Raw genomic sequence first — 22,325 nt, 5'->3', positions numbered from 1 at the left:
ACTCAAAACCCTCTGACAGCCAAATGCTCGGAGGGTTTAGCTTTTGGTGCATTCAAGTGTAGTCGTGCCATCAAGCGTGGCTAGTGTTGCCTTGTCATCGCTCATGGTAAGAACCATACCTTTATTTTCGCCCATGATACCATCATCAGAGGTAAATCGTCCTTTGGTTTGTACGTCTTCTGTCAAATCATAGGTAATGCCATCATAAGTTAGATGAGCCTCAATCTCTCCTTCGTGGTCATGTACGGCAATATGCACTGCCTTGTCGCCACATTGATATTTGTCGCCATCATGATGGGCGTGGTCGTGATTGTGAGCGTGGTCGCCATGTTCGTGGTGTTCATGGTTATCGTGCTCATGCTCATGGGTGTGAGCATGGTCATGGTCATGGTTATGGTTATGGTCATGAGTCTGCTCAGTGGGCGTGGCAGTTTGATTGGATTGCTCTGGGGCTTCGGAGTTTGGTTGCTGGCAGGCGGTCAAAACAAGCGTGGTAATAAGGCAAAGAGCCGATAATTTTTTCATGATAACCTCTTTATTCATAAAACTGATATATTATATCATATTTTTGTTATTGGTAAAGTATGCCAATCTGCCATGCGGTCAAAGTGTAAAAAATCAAAAAGGGCAAATCGCCCTTTTATTATTTATAATACGCATTGCTCGTCTGAGTGTGGTCAGTCTCATCAATGACTTGGGTTAGCTCAGGGATTTGTTGTTTAAGCTGAACTTCCACGCCTTGACGAAGTGTCACATCAACCGCACTACATCCTTGACAGCCTCCACCGAATTTGAGTACGGCGGTTTTGCCTGCTTCATCTTCGACCACTTCAATCAGCTCAACATGACCGCCATGACTGGCAAGTTGGGGGTTGATTTCGGATTGAAGGACGTAGTTGATACGCTCCTCAATGCTGGCGTTTTCGCCTACTTGGGGAACTTTGGCGTTGGGAGCACGAAAGGTCAGTTGTCCACCAAAGCGGTCTTTGTTATAATCAATCACCGCATCAAGCAAATATGGAATGCTTGGCGTGTCAATGTGAGCAACAAAGGCAGGGTAGGGGATTTGTAGGTCGTCCTCATCCACTTCGTCAGGTTGGCAGTAGCTCATACAGCACTCGGCTCGGGGCGTGCCTGCGTGTTCGACAAAGATACGCACGCCAATACCCTCTACCTCTTGTTTGGCAAGAAGTTCGGCAAGGTAAGCTTGGGCGGATTCAGTAATGGTAATGTTGCAGGTTGGGATGTCGCTCATGGTTTGATTCGCTTTTTTAAGGGTTTATTTTTAAAATTTTAGTCTTTATGGTAGCATAATTTATTTTATCAAGGTTAATTTTTCTAATGATGGGATTTAAAATGTTTCAATTTGATTATTTGGTATTTATCGGTCGTTTTCAGCCTTTTCATGATGGGCATCAAGCGGTGGTGCGTCATGCTTTGACTTTGGCAAAAAATGTCATGATACTCATCGGCTCGGTCAATTCGCCACGCACGCTTAAAAATCCCTTTACCTATGAGGAACGGGTGGGGATGATTTTAAATGCCTTTGGTAAGGAGTATGATGGTCGCATCCTATGTACGCCACTTGATGATGACCCTTATAATGATGTCAAATGGCTTGCCAATGTCCAATCGACTGTTTTTCATACCACAGGCGGAGTGGGGCGGGTGGGAATGATTGGCTATCATAAGGATAAAAGTTCTTATTATTTGTCGCTTTTTCCGCACATGGAGCAAATTTTTGCCGAAAATCACGCCAATCTCTCCGCCACACCCATGCGAGAAGCGTATTTTGGGCAAGGGTTGATTGATAAAAATTTACCTGCCAATGTTGCTGACTTTTTGGTAAATTTTAAAAATAGTGAGGAATTTACCAACCTACAACGTGAACATCAGCACATTTTAGATTGTCAAAAAGCATGGCAACACACCCCTTATCCGCCAGTTTTTGTGACGGCGGATGCTTTGGTGGTGCAGGCAGGTCATGTGCTACTCATTGAGCGAGGGGGCGAGTATGGGCGTGGGCTGTATGCGTTGGCGGGAGGATTTTTAGACCAAAATGAGACGCTTCTTGAATGTGCGTTGCGGGAGCTGTATGAGGAGACAGGGCTGGTAATTGATAAAAATACCCTAAAAGATACGCAAATTTTTGACAAGCCAGACCGCTCGGCTCGTGGGCGAACCGTAACGAGTGTGTTTTATTTTGAGCTTTTTGGCGATGCCTTGCCAGAGGTTAAAGGGGGCGATGATGCCAATCGTGCTTTTTGGTTGCCACTTGGTGAACTAGATGGTGCGATGATGTTTGAAGATCATTATGGAGTGATTGTTAAAATGCTGGGGCTTTAAATGAGCAAAAATGCAATCGCAAAATAAAATCATCAACCATAATTATGGGGAGTAATTATAATTTGAGACCTAAAATCATCACAGGATTGGTAGAGTGTTTGCAATAACCAAATGGCAATTTTTTTCAAATGAATAAATGTAGTTATTTTTACGCCCCAAAAGAATACTGTGATGATTTTGGTTTTGTAATAATATTTTCTTTAAGGTAAAACAACCAAAAAAATGGTATTAAGTAGTTATTTGAGCTTGTCCCATGTTAAATGCAATGTTGATAATATATTTTCTGGATTTTCAATATGTATCAATGCCAAATCAGCATGAGTGGGATTAATAAATAGTTTATCGTCTTTGGCGGTAACAGAATAATATACCGTACCGATAGTCATGAGTAATTCAGGGTTGTTATTTCTTATTTCCTCAATTTCTCTGGCAAGGTTTTCGTCAGTAACCACAAATACACAGTCTTCATTGGGTTCAAAGACTGCTTTTGTGTCCACCACATTAAATTTACCAATCTTAACAGAGGGTTCATCAAGTTTAAATTCACCGATATCATTTGCGGAAAATTCACAACTCATTCTAGGAAAGCCTTGTTTTTTAAAATCATAGGCTTCCAATTCCATGTATAATGCATTGATATAAGAGAGCATATAAGAGGTTAAGTTTAGCTCTGTCTGCTTTTGGGTAAAATCGGCACTAATGTTATAGCTAACATCTCTGTCAGCGATAATTAACGGCACTTTAAAAGCATAATCGCCTTGATATTTGGCGATTTCTTGATTGATGATGGCAATTTCTCGGTCAAAAATTTCTTTTTTGGTAAAGGCATTGCCTTCATCGTAATAACCCTCAACCATTTCTGCAACTTTTTGTTCGTCGGTTAATTTATCAGGGAATTTTGCCATATATAAATAACGCAAATATTGCAATTTTGAATCAATATTGACAGATGGATAACGTGGGTCGCCATCTAAAAAATCCTCAGCGGTTTTTGGCTGGAATGCCTCGTAAGCAGTGCTGACTGGTGCTGGGGTGTTTTGTTCATTGGTGGTGTTTGTGTCATCAGCAGAACTGCAAGCCACAAGAAACAGCAGGGGAGCTATGCAGGTCAACATCTTTAATGAGTTTTGTTGCATGGAAATTACCTTTTTGTAGAGATTTTTTTTATTGTAGCAAATCTCCCCCCCCCCCCCCGCAAGTTGATTTGTTTGAAAGGGTGTTTTATTTGTATGAATAAAAACCACAAGAAAGCAAAAACCCTTTTCCATGACAGAAAAGGGTTTTTAAATATGGCTCCCCAACCTGGGCTCGAACCAGGGACACACGGATTAACAGTCCGATGCTCTACCGACTGAGCTATTGGGGAATGGTGGGTCGTGCAGGATTCGAACCTGCGACCAATTGATTAAAAGTCAACTGCTCTACCAACTGAGCTAACGACCCAATAAGCACAAGGCTTACTTTGGTAAATTTAGGATAAATGGTGGGTCGTGCAGGATTCGAACCTGCGACCAATTGATTAAAAGTCAACTGCTCTACCAACTGAGCTAACGACCCTTATCACTAAATGTGGTGCGTATTATACACCGAAATTTTGTGGTGTCAAGCGTTTTTTATAAATTTTTTTTTAAATCGATAAAAAAGGGGTAAGTTTGGGGCTTTGGCGTTGCTTTTTTGAGGGCAAATCCTTAAAATGAACCATCTTATACAACAAGGGTAGCCTATGAACTCTGTCCAAGTCAAAATCCTAAACCCCAAAATCGGCACTGATCCAGATTTCCCCCTACTCACCCGAGCCACAGACGGCTCAGCAGGCATTGACCTCAGGGCGTGTATTGATGAGCCTGTGATTATCCGTGCAGGTGAAACCAAACTCATTGGCACAGGGCTTGCTGTTTATATCGCTGACCCCAATTTTGCAGGGCTTATCCTGCCTCGCTCAGGGCTTGGGCATAAGCATGGCATTGTACTTGGTAATTTGGTGGGGCTCATTGACGCGGATTATCAAGGCGAGCTTATGGTGTCGGTATGGAACAGAAGCAAGACCGATTTTACCCTAAATCCTGCCGAACGCATGGCTCAGTACATGGTCGTGCCTGTGGTGCGTCCTGCCTTTGACATCGTGGAGGAGTTTAGCGATGTTAGCGAACGAGGGGCAGGGGGATTTGGTAGTTCTGGGGTTAAATAATCAAACTCCCTACATTAACGGCAACATTGGGGCAAATCATGATGAAATCCTATGTTCTAACATTTGGCTTATTGGCATTATTCACCTTGCTGAGTGCTCATGCTACTGAGGTGGCAAGTGTCAATGATAACGCCCAAGCTCAGTTTGAGCTTGCCTTGGCACATCTTGACAAAAACACCTATGAGGACAATCATCAAGCCATTGAACTGCTTCATCAATCCGCCACGCAAGGTCATATGGGGGCTCAGTATTATTTGGGCAGTCATTATGACCAAAAGTTTGAATCTACCCAAGCAATAGAATGGTACAGCAAATCCGCCCTGCAAGGTCATGCCAGCTCACAGTATAATTTGGGGCTGATTTATATGGGTCGCCATGGTATATCAGAGAATTTGGTAGAGTCTGCCAAATGGTTCACGCTCTCTGCCAAGCAAGATCATGCCAAAGCCCAAAATAATTTGGCAATCCTATATGAATTTGGCAAAGGCGTACCCCAAGACATCGCCCTTGCCAAGCATTGGTATACAAAAGCCTGTGAGCAAAATCACCCACTCGCTTGTGAAAATTTACAGTTATTACAACAAGACAACCCCTAAAAGGAACACTCATGCAACACAAATCTTTAACCCTAGACGAAGCCAAACACACCTCAGAGGTCATCACCACCGCCTTGCCCTACATTCAGCGTTATAAAGACAAACTCATCGTGGTTAAATACGGTGGCAATGCCATGACCGACCCTGTATTAGAAAGCTCGTTTGCCAGAGACATTGTCCTACTCAAAACGGTGGGCATTCACCCTGTGGTGGTGCATGGCGGTGGGCCTCAGGTCGATGAACTGCTTGCCAAACTTGGGCAAGAATCCGACCGCATTGACGGCATGCGTGTGACTGACAAAGACACCATGAATGTGGTGGAAATGGTACTGGGTGGCTCGGTCAACAAATCGATTGTCAATCTCATCAACAAACATGGCGGTAGTGCCATTGGCTTGACAGGTAAAGACGCAAGCCTGATTAAAGCCACCAAAATGGCAATGACAGGCAAAGACGGTAGCCCGATTGATTTGGGCTTTGTGGGCGAGGTGGCGAGTGTCAATACTGACGTGATTAACATGCTTATCCACAGTGATTTTATCCCCGTCATTGCTCCGCTTGGCGTGGACGAACAGGGCGAAACCTATAACATCAATGCTGACCTTGTGGCAAGCAAAGTGGCAGAGTTTTTAAACGCTGAACGCCTGCTCCTACTCACCAACATCAAAGGCGTGCTAGACAAAGAAGGCAATGTCCTAACCTCGCTCACCCCCACCGATGTCGATAATCTCATCGCAGACGGCACGATTAGTGGGGGCATGATTCCCAAAATCGCAGGGGCACTGGACGCTGTCAAAGCAGGGCTTAGAAGTGCCACCATCGTCGATGGACGAGTACCACACGCTTGCCTACTTGAAATCTTTACCGATGAAGGGGTGGGTACGCAGATTTTAAGAGAGATTTAAACAACAAAACACGGTTTGATGACCGTGTTTTTTTAACATTGCATTGTCAATAAAAATGATTTACACTACCACAAATCCACACTAAGCTCCTGCCATGCAAAAATCTCTCACGCTCATCGTTTTGATTGGTTTGTTATCCGCTTGCTCGCCTGCCCCGCATGATGCTGACTATACCGACATGGCAAGCTCGCAAATGGCAGAAATGGCTGGCGATAGCACCGAACTCACCCTACAAAGCCACATCACCGACCAGCATGAGCAAGCCCACCTTGCCGACAAACAATTCATCATCAACGCCAACGCTCATTTTAGCGTCCAAGATGTCGTCAAAAGTGTGGAAACGCTAGAAACGCTCACCCTACGCATGGGTGGTTATGTCCAAAAAAGCCACGTCTATAACCAAACCACCGACACCCAAAGTTACCCCATTGGCAACGAACGGCTTAAAGTATTGACCCAGTTTGTGCGTCATGGACAGATGATTGTGCGAATCCCAAAGGCAAACGTAGGCGAGTTTTTAAAGGGCGTGCAGGGACAAGTGGTCTTTTTGGAATCCCAATCATTTAGCACCACCGATGTCGCCTTAGATTTACAACGTGAAAAACTACACGCCCACATTGGAGCCCAAAAACAGCAAGCACTTAACCAACTCTCCGTCACCAACACGGACGATTTGGCGGACAAATCTGCCCACATTGACACCATGACCCAATCCAAATACCGCCAAGCCCTAGCCGAGCTTGACCGTCAGGCTCTTGCCGAACAGGTGGCGTTTAGCACGATTGAGCTTAATTTTCATCAAAATCCAGAGATTTTTGAGAGCATCACGCCAAACACGCACGCCCACATCACCAAAGACCAACGCCACAACTTTGGACATCAATTCCGCCAAAATCTTGGGTATGGCTGGCAGTACTTTTTACAATTCATCCTATGGCTTGCCAACCTTTGGGCATTTGTCGCAGGCTTGGTGGTGCTGGTTGTGCTTTGGAAAAAGGTGTTTAAACCCTTGCGGCATAAACCTTTTAGGATAAAAGCAAAGAAAATAGAAAATAAGGTCAATGATGAGATGGATAATAAATCATAATATACCAAAACAGTTTTATTCATGGTAAAGTTATCTTGCTGTGAATAAAACTGTATGTCTACTTATGAAAATCTACTCTAAAATAATTTACATTCGGCATTCGACCGCAGAATTCAATATTTCATCTTTGATCTCACCACCAAGCAACTCTGGAGTATTTTCCCTTATTTCATTAAAGTATTTATGAATGACATCAAGATATTTGACATACTCAGCCTGATAATACTGACTGTCATCAAAGCTACTGCCAAATTCACGAATGCCTGAAAAGTTCAATTCATCGTAGAGTGCTTGACCAAGTGGCATATCAAGGAAATCGTCCATTAACAACCTTTCCTCTTTTGTCAAGCTTTGCCTCACATAACGCCTGACAACATTATTCGCGATGGGTGTTAGTTGCTCAAGGACGCACGCCCTTTTATCCATATCATTACTTTCAAAAGCTGTAAGTATGCCTTCTGCAATCGCTTGACCAAACAAATCTGCGGTAAAATCCACCATTGCTCCATCATAGGCACTTGCCTGTACCGATAACGCAAGACATACGCCCAATACATATTTTTTCATCATACGCGCCCAATTCACTCTCTTAGATATCATAACTCAACATCTACTCCGACAAATCCACCAAAAGCAGATTGATTTATTATATTATGCCATACTCACAACACGCCAAACACTTCATGCCACGCCCCCTCATCAAAACCAATCAACGCCACCGCTTGACCGTAAAACTCGCCCATGATGATGGGGCGTTTTAGCACGCTTTGGTTGTCTTTGATGATGTTATACATGGCGAACATATCGCCACTTGCCAAAATCGCTTTGGTGTCGTCATCAAATTTGCGGTAAGTCGTGCCTTGACGGTTGATGACTTTGTCGCCAAAAGTCGCCATAAATTTTTCAAAATCCACTTGTGATAACACCGATTTTTTATAATCAAAAAACTCATAAGTCATGCCTTTGTTGTTTAAAAAATCAAAGCATTTTTTCATGGTGTTGCAATTTTTGATGCCGTAGACAGTGAGCATGAATTTCTCCAAATCGTCAGTTGAAAAATATTGGCAAATTATAACAAAATTAAGCTATAATAATCCGCATTTTTCTATTTTTACATCATTTTGAGACGATTATGAGCCTAAACGACTACGATTTTAAAGCGGTTGAAAAAGCCCAGCAAGCCAAATGGCAAGCCGACAACCGCTACGTTACCGACAACAACGACAACGGTAAGCCCACTCGCTACATGCTCTCCATGTTCCCTTATCCAAGTGGCAAGCTCCACATGGGACACGTGCGTAACTACGCCATCACCGATGTACTGTCTCGCTATTATCGCCAAAAGGGCTATGATGTCATGCAACCGATGGGTTGGGATGCCTTTGGTTTGCCTGCCGAAAATGCTGCCATTGACAACGGCGTTGCCCCTGCCAAATGGACTTTTGCCAACATTGAGCACATGCGTGGTCAGCTCAAAGCGTTGGGGCTTTCTATTGATTGGTCTCGTGAATTTGCCACTTGCACGCCTGATTATTATAAATGGGAACAATGGCTATTTATCCAGCTTTATAAAAAAGGCTTGGTCTATAAAAAGCTCGCTACTGTCAACTGGGACCCTGTGGATAATACTGTTCTTGCCAACGAACAAGTCGTCGAAGGTCGTGGCTGGCGTTCTGGGGCATTGGTCGAGAAGCGTGATGTGCCGATGTATTTTTTTAAAATCACTGACTATGCCGATGAGCTACTTGATGACCTAAAACAATTAGAGGGCAAATGGCCAAAACAAGTGCTGACCATGCAAGGCAACTGGATTGGTCGTTCGTATGGCATGGAAATTCATTTTCCTTATGAGATTGATGGTCAAGCGGATACGATTAGCGTATTTACCACTCGTCCTGATACGCTCATGGGGGTAACTTATCTGTCTGTTGCCGCCGAACACCCCCTCGCCACGCACGCCAGCCAAAATAATCCTGAATTACAAGCCTTTATCAACACTTGCAAACAAGGCTCGGTGGCGGAGGCTGACCTTGCCAAAGCCGAAAAACTGGGCATGGACACGGGGCTGACGGTCAAGCACCCGATTACAGGTAAAGATGTACCTGTGTGGGTCGCCAACTATGTCCTCATGAGCTATGGCTCTGGGGCGGTAATGGGCGTGCCTGCACATGATGAGCGTGATTTTGAATTTGCTAACAAATATCATTTGCCAATCGTTCAAGTGATTGACAACAAAGACAAAACTTCCGACTTTGACAGCACGACTTGGGCAGAGTGGTATGGCGAAAAAACGGGTGTGTGTGTCAATAGCGGTGCATTAGATGGGCTGGATTTTAACGGTGCCTTTGACAAAGTTGCCGAGCTACTTGGCGAAAAAGGCTTGGGCGAGAAAACCGTTAACTACCGCCTAAGAGATTGGGGCGTGAGTCGTCAGCGTTATTGGGGTTGCCCTGTGCCGATGATTAACTGTGAATACTGCGGAACGGTGCCTGTGCCTGAGAATGAGCTCCCTGTCGTGCTACCGACCGATGTCGTGCCTGATGGGCGTGGCAACCCCCTCAAAAACATGCCTGAATTTGTCAACTGTACTTGTCCAAAATGCGGACAACCTGCCGAGCGTGAGACCGATACGTTTGATACCTTTGTGGAGTCTAGCTGGTACGCCCAGCGTTTTACCACGCCACATGACGACACCCAAATGGTTGGACGTGCTGGGGCGGATAAATGGCTGTCGGTCAATCAATATGTGGGCGGTATCGAACACGCCATTTTGCACTTACTTTATGCCCGCTTTTTCCACAAAGTCATGCGTGATGAGGGCTTGGTGGGCGGTAGCGAGCCTTTTGAGCAGCTACTCGCTCAAGGCATGGTATTGGCTGGGACGTTTTATCGTGAAAATGCGGACGGCTCAACCACGTATTATTTCCCTCATGAAGTCGAAGTGCGTGGCAACGAAGCGATTTTACTTGCAGACGGTCAGCCTGTTACGATTGGTAAAATCGAAAAAATGTCCAAATCCAAAAATAACGGCGTAGACCCCCAAACCATCATGGACGAATACGGAGCGGATACCGTACGATTGTACACCATGTTTACCGCCCCTGCTGACCAAACCTTAGAGTGGTCGGATTCTGCCCTAAAAGGTCCGCACAATTTTGTGAAAAAAGTTTGGCGACTTGCTGATGAGCATTTAACCGCCATCGAAGGTAAAGACAAATCTGCCCTCGTCATCGATACCGCTAATTTGTCCAAGCCTGCCAAAGACCTTCGCCGTAAAACGCACGAAACCATTGCCAAGATTGACGTGGCACTTGGCGAGCATTTGGCGTTGAACACGCCTGTGTCATCGCTCATGGAGCTTGCCAATGAGATTGGGACGTTTGTGGTGGCAAGCGACAACGATTTGGCGGTGCGTCATGAAGCCTTGATTTCGCTGTTTAGTTTGCTGGCTCTATACGCTCCGCATGTGGGCGAATATGTGCTTGAACAATTTGGCTTTGATAGCCGTACGCTGACTTTCCCAGCCCTTGACAAATCTGCCTTAGTCGCTGACAGTATCACGATGGCGATCCAAATCAACGGCAAAGTGCGTGGCGAGATTGAGGTGGCAACAGGCACGGACAACGAAGCCATCAAGCAAATGGCACTGGCTGAGGAGAGTGTTGCCAAGTTCATCACAGGCGAGCCTAAAAAAGTGATTGTTGTCCCCAACAAGCTAGTGAGTATCGTGGTTTGATGTGCTGATAAGATAGGGGGTGATGATACTCCCTATCTTTATGATGTTTTTTGATGGGTATTTTATGAAAAAGTTACTTCTTGTCCTAGTTTTTGCCCTATCCGCTCCCACCGCTTTTGCGTGTTCGGCAGTATCGCCTGAATTTGGGTTTGTTCATCAATTTGACAAAAACCAAGATGGGCAGTTGAGCCGTGCTGAATTTATCAAAATAAAACAAGCTGATGATTATAAGCTCAATTTTAAAGTTAACAAAAGAGCCTTTAACCGCCTTGATGACAACAAAGACGGTCAGCTTTCGTCCGATGAGTTGGCGGACAAGGTGGATTATGTGCGTCATCCTTGTGCAGATTGGGAGGAGGCGATGGCAAAAATGCTGGCAGAGGAGCGAGCAAACCGCATTGAAGTGTATAAAAGCGATGGCTCTCGTCAATGTGCAGGGGCGGGCATTGAACCACAGACGATGGTAAAAGAGCTGGACGGCATTGCCATTTATGGCAGCCGAAAAGACCAGTTGGACCGCATGTATCCATCCGTATGTGGTGGTGGAACGGGTAGCGTGAACGTCTTTACCATTGACAAAGCCGATTTGGAAAAAGCCACAAACTTGGGTTTTGAGATTTTTGAAAAATAATACATATTTTGACAATGAACGGTAAGTTGGATACAATAAAGGGAATTTCATGTTATTTTTGTTTACCATGCCAAAAACCAAATTATTTAGCCTGTTATCCAATGTCGCCATTTTGGTCAATTTGGTGGTGGGATTTTTGCAAATTCATTGGGCGGTTATCCTTGTTTTTGCGGGCGTACATGCACTATTACGCTTAGGCTACCTAAAAGCTGAAAGCGAGCTTGTCGTCCGTGATGAAAATACCACCCAAACCTCCATCGCTCCTCCTGTGGTTCGCAACATCGCAAGCGTGATTACGGCAGTAATTTTGGCGTTGGCGACTTATTGGATAGGTTATGGTGTTGCATTTTTTACCAAATAAAATTTAATAAATTCTCATGCTAAAACAAATACTTGCCGTTTTATGTTGCACATCCATGTTCATTACATCAGGCTGTGGTTTTACATTGCGTGGCACTCAGGATTTGAACACGCCTGTCGCTTATCAGACTGTGCAATTATCTCTTGATGATAATCAAGAGGCTCTCCACCTAAAACAAGCCCTGACAAAGCACTTGTCCATGATGGGTCTGCAACACGGTGTTAGCACCAACCAAATTGACGTGCAAAACCTGAAATTTCATCGTTATAGATTGGTTGGGACGCTGACCGAGATTCGTCTGGTGTTAAGTGCAAACATCACCATCCGTATGGGGGAGACTGCCACGAGCATGCCCATGCAGGTTGAGCAAAGTTATCAATATAATGAAGCAAGCGTCGTTACGCTTGACCAGCAGGGCGAAGAGGGTAAAAAATGGCTTTATGACCAGCTTGGCGAGCGGATTGTGGCACGTTATCGAGCCATGACGTTGGGTCAGTGAGCGTGTAGTGCAACAGCGATTTTTATCGATTTTTGACGACCTAAAACACAAACATCGCACGCCTGTGCAGGGGATTTGGGTCATTCATACTGATGAGGTTCTGCTTCATCAGTGGCTTGTTGATGCGTGTCGCCTGCATTGGCAAGATAACAACCAGCTGGCGGTACGCATGGAGCTGACCTCGCCAAAGTCATGGCTAGATGTGCTTGCCAAGCTAAACGACCTACCTTTATTTGGCGATAATGTCGCTGTCATCGTCTCTGGCAATCACAAGCCTGATGTCAAAACTTTGGATAAACTTGCTAGATTTGCCGATGATGTGTCTGCTGGACATAGTGCCAATCATCTGCTTTGGTGCTTATCTAAACAGGATAAAAAATCCCTAAATACCAAAGCACTAAAACTCTTTGATAATGAAGGACTACTCATTGATGGCAATATCAATGAAGCCATTCGCAAGGAAGTTCTGATCATCAAAGCACGTGAGCTTGGGCTAACCCTCACAGACGATGCATGGCAAATGCTGTTATCACACACCGAGCATAATCTGTTGTCAGCGTACCAGTGCCTGTGGCGAACTTCCTTTTTGTACACGCAGGCGGGGATAGAGGAGCTGTCTGTATCTTTGGTGGATGGTATGGATTTTACGGTATTTCATCTATCTGACAATATTTTAACGACAAACATCAACAAATCTTTGACCATTTTAAATCATCTTAAACACACCGACACCGCCCCCAGCATCGTGCTTTGGGCATTAGCCAAAGACGCTCGCCTCATTTTGCAAATCCAATCAGGCAAAAATCCAAGTGAGCTTGGCATTTGGCAAAATAAAGTACATTTATACACAAACATTGCCAAGCGCACGCAGGGCATGAGTGGCGACTGGCTAAGCCAAATCTATGCCATTGATAAAGCCATCAAGGGCGTGTCAGGCATGGACGCATGGGGCGAGCTAGAACGACTGTGTTTGGCGATGTGTGGGATTCGTTAAAATTGATTGTTTGTCAATATAGAGGCTTGCGATGAAAAAGAGCTTATTGTGTGCTGGGCTGTGTGTAGGGCTTGTGAGCATGCCAGCGATTGCCAGCAGTTTTGCTGATGGTTATTTTGCCAAAAATTTTCGCTCGCCTACGGGTAACATCGTCTGTCAGGGCGATGGCGTAACCTATGAGGATTATCCACGTCAGGGCGTGCGTTGTTTTATCTTTGAGCATGCCAACGCCATCAAAGCCACCCAACGTGAAAAGGATTGCGATTTGGATTGGACGGCAGGATTTACGGTGCTTGCCAAAGGTCGTGGCAAATATGAGGGCGTGTGTCATGGCGATGTTTTTTGGAAGGTGGACGCACCTGCCCTCAAATATGGTCAAACCATCAAAGGCAACGGCTGGCAATGCACCAGCCAAAGTGCAGGTATGACGTGTACCAATCATCTGGGTGGGGGATTTTTTGTGAGCAAATCCGCCCAAAAAACGTGGTAACTTCTTGATGTTTGGCAAAAGGCGATGACTTGCCTTTTTATTTAGTTAACATTTTTTAACAAATTCCCACAAAACAATGCCATTTTTTTATATTTTATCAAAATCAATTTGATATCATGTCAAAACTTGATGGTTAAATTTTTGTCTTATTTTGGAAAATCCATGTCTACCACCAAAAAATCTACTGCTTTAAAATGGGTCATGATTATTGTTTGTTTGGGCGTTTTAGGGTTGATTGTGTACCAATTTTTAAAACCCAAGCCCACCCCGCCATCTTATCTCACCGCAGAGGTGGTGATGGGCGACATTGAAAATACCGTCATGGCAAGTGGCAAAGTCAAAGCCATACAAAGCGTGGATGTGGGGGCGGAGGTCTCAGGACGCATTGTTAAGTTGTATGTGGACGTGGGCGATGAGGTCAAAAAGGGCGACATCATTGCTCAAATCAGTCAAGTTGAAAAACAAAATACCGTCTCCAACGCAGGGGCAAATCTCGCCCAAGCCCAAGCAAATCTCGAATCATCTTTGGGTAGTATTGCCAGCAGTGAAGCCACCCTAAACGCACGCATTGCTGAACTAAAAAAAGCCCAGCAAGCCCTTGACCGTCTAGAAAGCCTTATCGCCATCGATGCCATCAGTCGCCAAGATTATGACGATGCCAAAATCGCCGTTGAAGTTGCCAAGGCAAATGTGGACATCGCCAAAACCAACCTTGCCAACGCCAAAAATGACGTTGCCAACGCTCGTGCTACCATCACTAGCCAAAAAGCAGGCATCAACAAAGCCCAAAATGACCTTTCTACTGCCAGTGAGGATTTGAACAAAACCACCATTGTCGCTCCGATGGACGGCACGGTCGTTTCTGTTACCCAAAAAGAAGGGACAACGGTCAATGCCAACCAATCCGCCCCCACCATCGTAACGCTCGCTGACCTTAGCTCTGTTCGTATCAAAGCTCAAATCAGCGAGGCGGATGTGGTCAATGTCAAAGCAGGCTTACCCGCTCGCTTTAACATCATTGGCAATACTAGCCAGCAGTTTGATGCGGTGCTGACAGGTGTAGAACCTGCCCCCGAAAACATCAGCACCACCAGCAGCACCGATTCTGCCGTGTATTATATCGGCTATCTGGACGTGGATAATGCCGAACGCAAATTTCGCATTGACATGACCGCCCAAGTCAACATCATCACAGACGCTGTCAAAGACGTACTGACCATTCCCTCGTCCGCCCTGAAAAACGAAAATGGCAAATACAGCGTGCGTGTGGTGGGTAAAGATGGCATCGCCAAACCTGTGGAAGTGCAAATTGGCTTAAATAACCGTGTTAATGTTGAAATCAAATCAGGGCTTAACGTGGGCGATAAAATCGTCATTGGCGAAGCCACGCCCCAAGTTGGACAAAAACAAAACAACCGTCCACCGATGATGCGATAAGGGGTAAGACATGAAAACCCCACTCATCGAAGTCAAAAATCTGGTGCGAGAATTTCCCGCAGGCGACACCAACATTCGCATTTTGCATGGTATTGATTTGACGCTTTATCAAGGCGAGATGGTCGCTATCATCGGTCAATCAGGCTCAGGCAAAAGTACGCTCATGAATATTTTGGGCTGTCTTGACAAAGCCACAAGTGGCAGTTATACCATTTTTGGCAAATCGGTGGACGACATGGACGCAGAAGACCTTGCCAAACTTCGCCGTGAGCATTTTGGTTTTATTTTCCAACGCTATCATTTGCTTGGCGACATCAATGCCCTTGACAACGTAACTGTACCTGCCGTCTATGCAGGCATGGACACCGCCAAACGTCGTGAACGTGCCAAAGAACTACTCACTCAACTTGGGCTTGGCGAAAAAACCCAAAACCGCCCCAATCAGCTCTCAGGCGGACAACAGCAACGTGTTTCTATCGCTCGTGCCTTGATGAATGGTGGCGACATTATTCTAGCGGACGAGCCAACAGGGGCTTTGGATAGCGGCTCTGGCAAAGAAGTCATGAACATTTTGCACAAGCTCAAAGACGAAGGGCATACCATCATCATGGTAACGCATGACCCTGCATTGGCACAGCAAGCTGAGCGTGTGATTGAGCTAAAAGACGGTCATGTCATTGCCGATTATTATACCGCCCACAAAAAACCGCACGCCGACCATGCCAATCCTGTGAGCAAAAATACCTTTGGCTCAAAAAGTGCGTGGCTTGGGGTCATGGACAGGCTAAAAGAAGCCTTCAAAATGTCCATTTATGCCATGAAAGCCCACAAAATGCGGACGCTTTTGACCATGCTTGGCATCATCATTGGCATTGCCTCTGTGGTGTCCATCGTAGGGCTTGGGCAAGGCTCACAAGCCAAAATCCTAGCCGACATCAACGCACTTGGCACAAACACCATTACCGTGATGAATGGCTATCCCTTTGGCGACCCACGCCGTAGATTTGGGCGAGACAACCTTACCGTAGCGGATGCAGAAGCGGTGGCGGGTCAACCCTACGCCCTATCGGTCAGCCCTATGGTCAATAAAAGCATGAGCATTCGCTTTGAAAACATTGACGCCACAGGCACGATTAACGGCGTAGGCAAGGACTATTTGTCAGTAACGGGTGAAAGTTTGTCTATGGGGCAAGGTTTTGATAGCCAAAGTATTGCCACAGCTTCCCAAGATGTCATCATTGACCAAAACGCCTACAAAACCTACTTCAATAGTCAAGGCAATCCCATCGGACAAACTTTACTTGTCGGCAACGTCCCTGCTCGTGTCGTGGGTGTGTTGTCGCAAAAAAACTCATCTTTTGCTCGCACCAGTAACTCGCCCACCGTCTATATGCCTTATACAACCGTGATGTATCGCATGCTTGGCACAAGCTACATTGACCGTTTTGTGGTACTTATTGATGATGATACATCATCTGCTATTGCTGAGACCGCCATTACTGAACTCATCAAGTCTCGTCATGGCGAAGAAGATTTTAACATCATGAACACCGACTCCATTAAAGAAACGATACAATCCACCACCGCCACCATGACGCTACTCATCTCGTCCATCGCCATCATCTCGCTCATCGTGGGCGGTATTGGCGTGATGAACATCATGCTCGTATCCGTAACCGAACGCACCAGCGAAATTGGCGTACGCATGGCAGTAGGAGCAAGGCAATCCGATATCATGGGGCAATTTCTCATTGAGGCGGTACTCGTGTGTATCTTGGGTGGGGTGCTTGGGATACTCATGGCATTTGGCATTGGCGGAGTGATTAACAAGTTTGGTGGTGGTAGCTTTGCTGTGATTTATTCGCCACTCTCCATCGTGGTTGCTTTTGTCTGCTCAACACTCATTGGGGTGGTTTTTGGCTTTTTACCCGCTCGCAATGCTTCTAGGCTAAATCCTGTGGATGCTTTGGCACATAATTAATCACTTACCCTAAAAGGTGGAAATTTTAACAAAAATTAGGTATTATAATCTGATTTTATTTGACTAGGCAAAACAATGACCGACCTGCATTTATACAATACCCTAACCGCCCAAAAACAACCATTTACCCCCATGACGGCAGGCAAAGTAGGCATGTATGTCTGCGGAATGACTGTTTATGATTATTGCCATATTGGACACGCACGGGTGATGATTGGCTTTGATGTCATTTATCGCTGGCTGATGAAACTTGGCTATGATGTCAATTATGTGCGTAACATCACCGACATTGATGACAAAATCATCAAGCGAGCGGACGAAAATGGCGAGAGTATTTATGAGCTGACCGACCGCTTTATTAAGGCAATGCACGAAGATGCGGACAAACTTGGTTGTCTTCGCCCCACCAATGAGCCAAAAGCCACCGACTATATCAACCAAATGCAAGATTTGATTGGCAAATTACAAGACAAAAACCTTGCCTATCAAGGGGAGGGGGGAGATGTGTATTATGCCGTAGAAAATTTTGACGGCTATGGCAAACTCTCCAAACGCAAACTTGCCGATATGCAGGCAGGGGCATCAGAGCGGGTGGATGCGGTGGACGACAAAAAACACCCCTTTGACTTTGTGCTGTGGAAATCCGCCAAAGAAAGCGAGCCAAATGAGACCAAATGGCAAAGCCCTTGGGGGGCAGGTCGCCCTGGTTGGCACATTGAATGCTCGGCGATGAGTACCTGCTGCCTTGGCGAGAGCTTTGACATTCATGGCGGTGGACACGATTTGCAATTTCCCCATCACGAAAATGAAATCGCCCAATCTGAGGGAGCAACGGGCAAAACTTATGCTAACAACTGGCTCCATATGGGCTTTGTTAATATTGATGGCGAAAAAATGAGCAAATCGCTGAATAACTTTTTTACCGTGCGAGAAGTTTTGCAAGATTTTCACGCCGAAACGGTGCGGTTTTTTATTGTGTCAAGTCATTATAGAAGTCCGATTAATTATTCGGATGCCGCTTTAAAAGAAAGTCATTCGGCACTCTCTCGTCTATACCACGCCTTAAAGCCGTTTGATACGGTTGAACTTGACGAAACGGCTTGGCAATCAGACTTTGGGCGGGCATTCACAAAGGCGATGAATGATGATTTTAATACCGCCAAAGCCATTAGCGTATTATTTTCATTGGCAAGTGAAGTCAATAAAGCGGTAAAAAATGATGAGATGGAAATTGCCAAAAATTATGCGGTGATTTTAAAGACTTTGGCAAGTGTATTAAACATCGCTCAATTAAACCCAAATGAATTTTTGCAAAGCAGTACCGATGAAAATGCCTTGTCCGAGAGTGAAATTTTGGCGATGATTGAGGCTCGTGCTAATGCTAAAAAAGACAAAAACTTTGCCCTAGCCGATAGCATTCGTAATGAATTAAAAGAAAAAGGCGTGGAGTTAGAAGATGGGCGAGCTGGGACAAGCTGGCGAAGAGTTTAGCACAAGAACCACTTGCATTGCAGGTGGTTTTTTTGATGTGTCATTAGTCGTGATATTGGTGTGGTATCAGTTTTGTGGGGGTAAGTGTACCCCCATCGCACACTCCATCTATGATGTCAATTACCTGAGTATCATCAGGGGTAAAGGCATGGGCGGAGCAATGATTGCCAAAGGTTTTTTTAAATTGTTGCCCATCTTTTTGTAGGGTGGCACAGATGGGCTGATAGTACATGGGGCAATGCACAGGTTTATCAATGATGACATTGTGTTGATTGGCTTGTTGGTTGGTTGCACAAGCACCCAATAAAGTAGTGCCTAAGACCATCAGTGGAAATTTCATGGGTGTTTATCCAGTATTGCTAAGATTAAATATGATAAAATATAACATAGATGGTTTACTAAAGTACATCTTTTTTGTGGCAATTTGTTATTTGGCGATATAATTTTGCTTGCAATTTTATCCATCTATGCTATAATACACCGTCAATTTATACCCAAAAAATTTGTTTTGATAAATTGATATGAACCGATACCTCATTTCACACCGCCCCACAGGGCAAGCATAAAAGGCTAGGCAGATGACTGCTTAGCCTTTTTCGGTTTTAAGATGGGTAAAATTTTGGGGTAAATGACCGTTTTATTAACCAAGAGAGAAAAAATTATGCTAAGAATTGTAAACGAAGCCCTAACCTTTGATGATGTGCTATTGCTCCCTGCTTATTCAGAAGTGTTGCCTAAGCAGGTCAATCTTACCACGAAATTAACCAGAGAAATTACCCTAAACTTGCCCCTAATTTCGGCGGCGATGGATACCGTTACCGAAGCCAAAATGTCCATTTCTATGGCACAGCTTGGCGGTATGGGCATTATCCATAAAAATATGGACATTGCTCGTCAAGCTCGCCAAGTCCGCCACGTCAAAAAATTTGAAGCAGGCACGGTGGCTGACCCTGTTACCGTAACGCCTGATGTGACGGTGGGCGAACTTTTAAAAATCACCGCCGAACACAAAATCAGCGGCGTGCCTGTCGTGGACGAAAACAAGCAAGTGGTGGGCATTGTAACGCACCGTGATGTGCGATTTACCGACAATTTTAGTCAGCCCGTGTCAAGCGTGATGACCCCAAAAGAAAAACTCGTTACGGTGCGTGAAGGTGAATCTACCGAAAACATCAAACGTTTGCTACACGAACACCGCATTGAAAAAGTGATTGTGACTGATGACAACGGTCACTTAAAGGGTCTTATTACCGTTAATGATTTTAGTAAAGCTGAAAACAACCCCAATGCTTGCAAAGACGACAAAGGTCGCTTGCGTGTAGGGGCGGCGGTTGGTACAGGGGCGGACACCGAAGCTCGTGTGGAAGCCCTTGTCGGTGCGGGCGTTGATGTTATCATTGTGGACACCGCTCACGGACATTCCAAAGGTGTGATTGACCGTGTGAACTGGGTAAAGAAAAACTACCCACAAGTGCAAGTCATCGGCGGTAACATTGCCACAGGCGATGCGGCACTTGCCTTGTTTGACGCAGGGGCGGACGCGGTCAAAGTGGGCATTGGACCAGGCTCTATTTGTACCACTCGTATCATCGCAGGCGTGGGCGTTCCACAGATTTCGGCGATTAGCGATGTGGCAGAAGTCTTGCAAGACCGCATTCCACTGATTGCAGATGGCGGTATTCGTTTTTCTGGCGATATGGCAAAGGCGATTGTGGCAGGAGCAAGCTGTATTATGGTTGGCAGTCTTTTGGCTGGCACAGAAGAAGCCCCTGGGGAAGTGGAGCTGTATCAAGGGCGATACTACAAAGCCTATCGTGGAATGGGCAGTCTTGGGGCGATGAGTGGGGCAAATGGCTCATCTGATAGATATTTTCAAGACAGTAAAGATGGTGTGGAGAAACTTGTGCCAGAAGGCATCGAAGGGCGTGTGCCTTATAAAGGTCCTGTGGCAGGGATTGTGAATCAAATGGCAGGCGGACTTCGCTCATCAATGGGCTATACAGGCTGCAAAACCATCAGTGAAATGAAGGAAAAGCCCAAATTTGTGCGTGTTACTTCGGCAGGTATGAAAGAGTCGCACGTTCACGATGTGCAGATTACCAAAGAAGCCCCGAATTATCGTCAGGGCTAAAATTCTTAAATGTAATAAAAGCACCTCAATGACTTGGGGTGTTTTTTTAAAATAGGCGGTGCAAAATATTGGGATTTTTTGTACAATGATTTAGGTTCTTGAAGATGAAATAGGCTAAGATGATTTTAAAGGCTTTTTTGATTATTTTTGGTTGTGTGTTTTTAGGCGAGATTTTTATTGCCATAACCAAACTGCCTCTGCCACCAAGCGTGATAGGATTGCTAATTTTGTTTAGTGGGTTACAAATGGGTGTGATAAAATTAGAAAGCGTACAAACGTTAGCTAAGACTTTGCTGGATTATTTGGTGTTGATGGTGGTGCCAGCATGTATTTCTATCATGCAATATTTAGACATCATTCGTGCTGATTTATGGGTGCTTATCGTGGCAACAGCGGTCAGTACCGTGTTGGTGCTTGTTGTAACCGCCAAATCTTACGAATGGCTACGAGCCTGGCAAAAGCGTCGGCATATCACACAAAGCAAGGAGGGCGTTTGATGGATATCATGGCATTGTTTGACAGCCCATTCTTTTTGCTGTTTTTGTTGATTGCGGTATTTGAAGGTTGTGTGATTTTAAAAGCTCGCCTAAAAAGTCAGCTCATCAATCCCACTTTAATCACAACCATCATTGTTATCGCTGTATTAAATATTTTAGATATTGATTGGATGGCTTTTGAGAAAGCGAGTGGCTATCTTACGTTTTGGTTGCAACCTGCGGTGGTGGCATTGGCGGTGCCTTTGTATGTGCAATGGCAAAAGATTCGCATGCAGTGGTTACCCATCATCATTTCTCAGGTGCTCGGTTCGCTCACGGGCATCATTTCAGGGGTGTGGCTCATTTGGATACTTGGTGGTAGTGAGCAAAGTAGCACTGCCATCGCCGCCAAATCGGTAACCATGCCAATAGCCATCGAAGTTACCAATAAGCTCGGTGGCGTGATGGGTATTACCGCCAGTACGGTGCTGATTGCAGGTGTGGTGGGGCAGATGATGGGGATTGCGATTTTGGTGCTGGTGCGTTCATCTCGTCCGATGGCGTGGGGACTTGCAATGGGAACAGCGTCGCATGCACTAGGGACGGTGCGTGTCATGCAGATGGGGTCTAGGTTTGTGGCGTATGCGACAGTGGGGCTGATTTTAAATGGGATTTTGACGGCATTTTTAGCACCTGTGATTGTGCCATTGTTGTTGTGAGGGTGTGTTAAAGCAGTTTTGGTATCTCTAATTTAAAGAAAAACGACATTATGACTCATTTTTGAATTAAATGGGTTGTTTGATAAAATGATAAAATAAAGTATGATGGACGCACTTTGGTAAATTTACCAAAGTGTGCGGTCTTATCTTAAAGGATGGTCGGCCAAGTTCCAAAATCAATAATATGTTAGAAACAGTCGCGTTATTTACAGTATTAAGGTAAAATACTGCAAATGAACATACACAAAAACACAAGA

General features: G+C 45.1%; 23 protein-coding genes and 3 tRNA genes. 17 read left to right on the top strand and 9 right to left on the bottom strand.

Features of this window, described 5'->3' with window-relative positions; translation table 11 throughout:
• Positions 1–36 precede the first annotated feature (36 nt).
• Together Q4B79_RS05710 and nfuA are read right to left on the bottom strand one after the other, a co-directional pair.
• Entirely contained in the window at positions 37–525 is a 489-nt protein-coding gene (locus Q4B79_RS05710) for a hypothetical protein (protein WP_303085467.1), read from the bottom strand.
• 118 nt (positions 526–643) lie between these two features.
• Complete coding sequence (nfuA, locus tag Q4B79_RS05705; protein ID WP_303085466.1) at positions 644–1,255, bottom strand: Fe-S biogenesis protein NfuA; 612 nt, start codon at positions 1,253–1,255, stop codon at positions 644–646.
• 101 nt (positions 1,256–1,356) lie between these two features.
• Between nfuA and Q4B79_RS05700 the strand changes: the two genes are divergently transcribed.
• Positions 1,357–2,346, top strand: a complete 990-nt coding sequence (locus Q4B79_RS05700; RefSeq protein WP_303085465.1) for a bifunctional nicotinamide-nucleotide adenylyltransferase/Nudix hydroxylase — start codon at positions 1,357–1,359, stop codon at positions 2,344–2,346.
• Positions 2,347–2,582: 236 nt separating this feature from the next.
• Here the strand turns inward: Q4B79_RS05700 and Q4B79_RS05695 are convergent, their stop codons facing one another.
• The 4 genes from Q4B79_RS05695 to Q4B79_RS05680 form a co-directional block, all read right to left on the bottom strand.
• The gene (locus Q4B79_RS05695; protein WP_303085464.1) at positions 2,583–3,482 is read right to left on the bottom strand and encodes a hypothetical protein; all 900 of its coding nucleotides are present in this window, start codon (positions 3,480–3,482) and stop codon (positions 2,583–2,585) included.
• 154 nt (positions 3,483–3,636) lie between these two features.
• Positions 3,637–3,712, bottom strand: a tRNA-Asn gene (locus tag Q4B79_RS05690).
• Position 3,713: 1 nt separating this feature from the next.
• Positions 3,714–3,789 (bottom strand) — tRNA-Lys (locus Q4B79_RS05685).
• A gap of 38 nt (positions 3,790–3,827) precedes the next feature.
• A tRNA-Lys gene (locus Q4B79_RS05680) sits at positions 3,828–3,903 on the bottom strand.
• A 166-nt stretch (positions 3,904–4,069) separates the two neighbouring features.
• On the opposite strand from Q4B79_RS05680, the gene dut reads away from it, so the two are divergent.
• From dut to Q4B79_RS05660, 4 genes are all read left to right on the top strand, one after another.
• Positions 4,070–4,534 (top strand): dUTP diphosphatase, encoded by a 465-nt coding sequence (gene dut / locus Q4B79_RS05675; protein ID WP_303085463.1) that lies wholly within the window; start codon positions 4,070–4,072, stop codon positions 4,532–4,534.
• Between the two features lie 38 nt (positions 4,535–4,572).
• Positions 4,573–5,130 (top strand): tetratricopeptide repeat protein, encoded by a 558-nt coding sequence (locus tag Q4B79_RS05670; protein ID WP_303085462.1) that lies wholly within the window; start codon positions 4,573–4,575, stop codon positions 5,128–5,130.
• 11 nt (positions 5,131–5,141) lie between these two features.
• Positions 5,142–6,035, top strand: a complete 894-nt coding sequence (gene argB, locus Q4B79_RS05665) for an acetylglutamate kinase (protein WP_303085461.1) — start codon at positions 5,142–5,144, stop codon at positions 6,033–6,035.
• A gap of 94 nt (positions 6,036–6,129) precedes the next feature.
• Entirely contained in the window at positions 6,130–7,122 is a 993-nt protein-coding gene (locus Q4B79_RS05660) for a DUF4349 domain-containing protein (RefSeq protein WP_303085460.1), read from the top strand.
• 87 nt (positions 7,123–7,209) lie between these two features.
• Here the strand turns inward: Q4B79_RS05660 and Q4B79_RS05655 are convergent, their stop codons facing one another.
• Together Q4B79_RS05655 and Q4B79_RS05650 are read right to left on the bottom strand one after the other, a co-directional pair.
• Positions 7,210–7,707 (bottom strand): hypothetical protein, encoded by a 498-nt coding sequence (locus Q4B79_RS05655; RefSeq protein WP_303085459.1) that lies wholly within the window; start codon positions 7,705–7,707, stop codon positions 7,210–7,212.
• Between the two features lie 77 nt (positions 7,708–7,784).
• Entirely contained in the window at positions 7,785–8,153 is a 369-nt protein-coding gene (locus Q4B79_RS05650) for an arsenate reductase family protein (RefSeq protein WP_303085458.1), read from the bottom strand.
• Between the two features lie 101 nt (positions 8,154–8,254).
• Between Q4B79_RS05650 and leuS the strand changes: the two genes are divergently transcribed.
• The 9 genes from leuS (at position 8,255) to cysS (ending at position 18,742) form a co-directional block, all read left to right on the top strand.
• Positions 8,255–10,858: a leucine--tRNA ligase gene (leuS, locus tag Q4B79_RS05645; protein WP_303085457.1), complete on the top strand. Its 2,604-nt coding sequence runs from the start codon at positions 8,255–8,257 to the stop codon at positions 10,856–10,858.
• Between the two features lie 64 nt (positions 10,859–10,922).
• Entirely contained in the window at positions 10,923–11,489 is a 567-nt protein-coding gene (locus Q4B79_RS05640; protein ID WP_303085456.1) for a hypothetical protein, read from the top strand.
• A 49-nt stretch (positions 11,490–11,538) separates the two neighbouring features.
• Positions 11,539–11,850 (top strand): hypothetical protein, encoded by a 312-nt coding sequence (locus Q4B79_RS05635; RefSeq protein ID WP_303085455.1) that lies wholly within the window; start codon positions 11,539–11,541, stop codon positions 11,848–11,850.
• A gap of 55 nt (positions 11,851–11,905) precedes the next feature.
• Entirely contained in the window at positions 11,906–12,349 is a 444-nt protein-coding gene (locus Q4B79_RS05630) for a hypothetical protein (protein ID WP_303085454.1), read from the top strand.
• A gap of 7 nt (positions 12,350–12,356) precedes the next feature.
• Positions 12,357–13,343, top strand: coding sequence for a DNA polymerase III subunit delta (holA, locus tag Q4B79_RS05625; RefSeq protein WP_303085453.1), 987 nt, complete (start codon positions 12,357–12,359; stop codon positions 13,341–13,343).
• 31 nt (positions 13,344–13,374) lie between these two features.
• Positions 13,375–13,833 carry a DUF6636 domain-containing protein gene (locus Q4B79_RS05620; RefSeq protein WP_303085452.1) on the top strand — a complete coding sequence of 153 codons (459 nt, stop codon included), beginning with the start codon at positions 13,375–13,377 and terminating at the stop codon, positions 13,831–13,833.
• Between the two features lie 162 nt (positions 13,834–13,995).
• Positions 13,996–15,270 carry an efflux RND transporter periplasmic adaptor subunit gene (locus Q4B79_RS05615; protein WP_303085451.1) on the top strand — a complete coding sequence of 425 codons (1,275 nt, stop codon included), beginning with the start codon at positions 13,996–13,998 and terminating at the stop codon, positions 15,268–15,270.
• A 10-nt stretch (positions 15,271–15,280) separates the two neighbouring features.
• Positions 15,281–17,251 (top strand): MacB family efflux pump subunit, encoded by a 1,971-nt coding sequence (locus tag Q4B79_RS05610; protein ID WP_303085450.1) that lies wholly within the window; start codon positions 15,281–15,283, stop codon positions 17,249–17,251.
• 75 nt (positions 17,252–17,326) lie between these two features.
• Positions 17,327–18,742, top strand: a complete 1,416-nt coding sequence (gene cysS / locus Q4B79_RS05605) for a cysteine--tRNA ligase (RefSeq protein WP_303085449.1) — start codon at positions 17,327–17,329, stop codon at positions 18,740–18,742.
• Positions 18,743–18,785: 43 nt separating this feature from the next.
• On the opposite strand, the gene Q4B79_RS05600 is transcribed toward cysS, so the two are convergent.
• Positions 18,786–19,082, bottom strand: coding sequence for a hypothetical protein (locus Q4B79_RS05600; RefSeq protein ID WP_303085448.1), 297 nt, complete (start codon positions 19,080–19,082; stop codon positions 18,786–18,788).
• Positions 19,083–19,403: 321 nt separating this feature from the next.
• Here Q4B79_RS05600 and guaB point away from each other — a divergent pair, with 321 nt between their 5' ends.
• The 3 genes from guaB (at position 19,404) to Q4B79_RS05585 (ending at position 22,068) form a co-directional block, all read left to right on the top strand.
• Entirely contained in the window at positions 19,404–20,873 is a 1,470-nt protein-coding gene (gene guaB, locus Q4B79_RS05595) for an IMP dehydrogenase (protein ID WP_303085447.1), read from the top strand.
• Between the two features lie 119 nt (positions 20,874–20,992).
• On the top strand, positions 20,993–21,370 hold the full coding sequence (locus tag Q4B79_RS05590; RefSeq protein WP_303085446.1) for a CidA/LrgA family protein: 378 nt from the start codon (positions 20,993–20,995) through the stop codon (positions 21,368–21,370).
• Entirely contained in the window at positions 21,370–22,068 is a 699-nt protein-coding gene (locus tag Q4B79_RS05585) for an LrgB family protein (RefSeq protein ID WP_303085486.1), read from the top strand. The genes Q4B79_RS05590 and Q4B79_RS05585 overlap by 1 nt, the downstream gene beginning before the upstream one ends.
• Positions 22,069–22,325 lie beyond the last annotated feature (257 nt).

This window comes from Moraxella sp., assembly GCF_030525845.1.
In the GTDB taxonomy this organism is placed as follows: Bacteria; Pseudomonadota; Gammaproteobacteria; order Pseudomonadales; family Moraxellaceae; genus Moraxella.
Note: the sequence above shows the minus strand (reverse complement) of the source record. Positions and strands in the feature narration are given on the sequence as shown.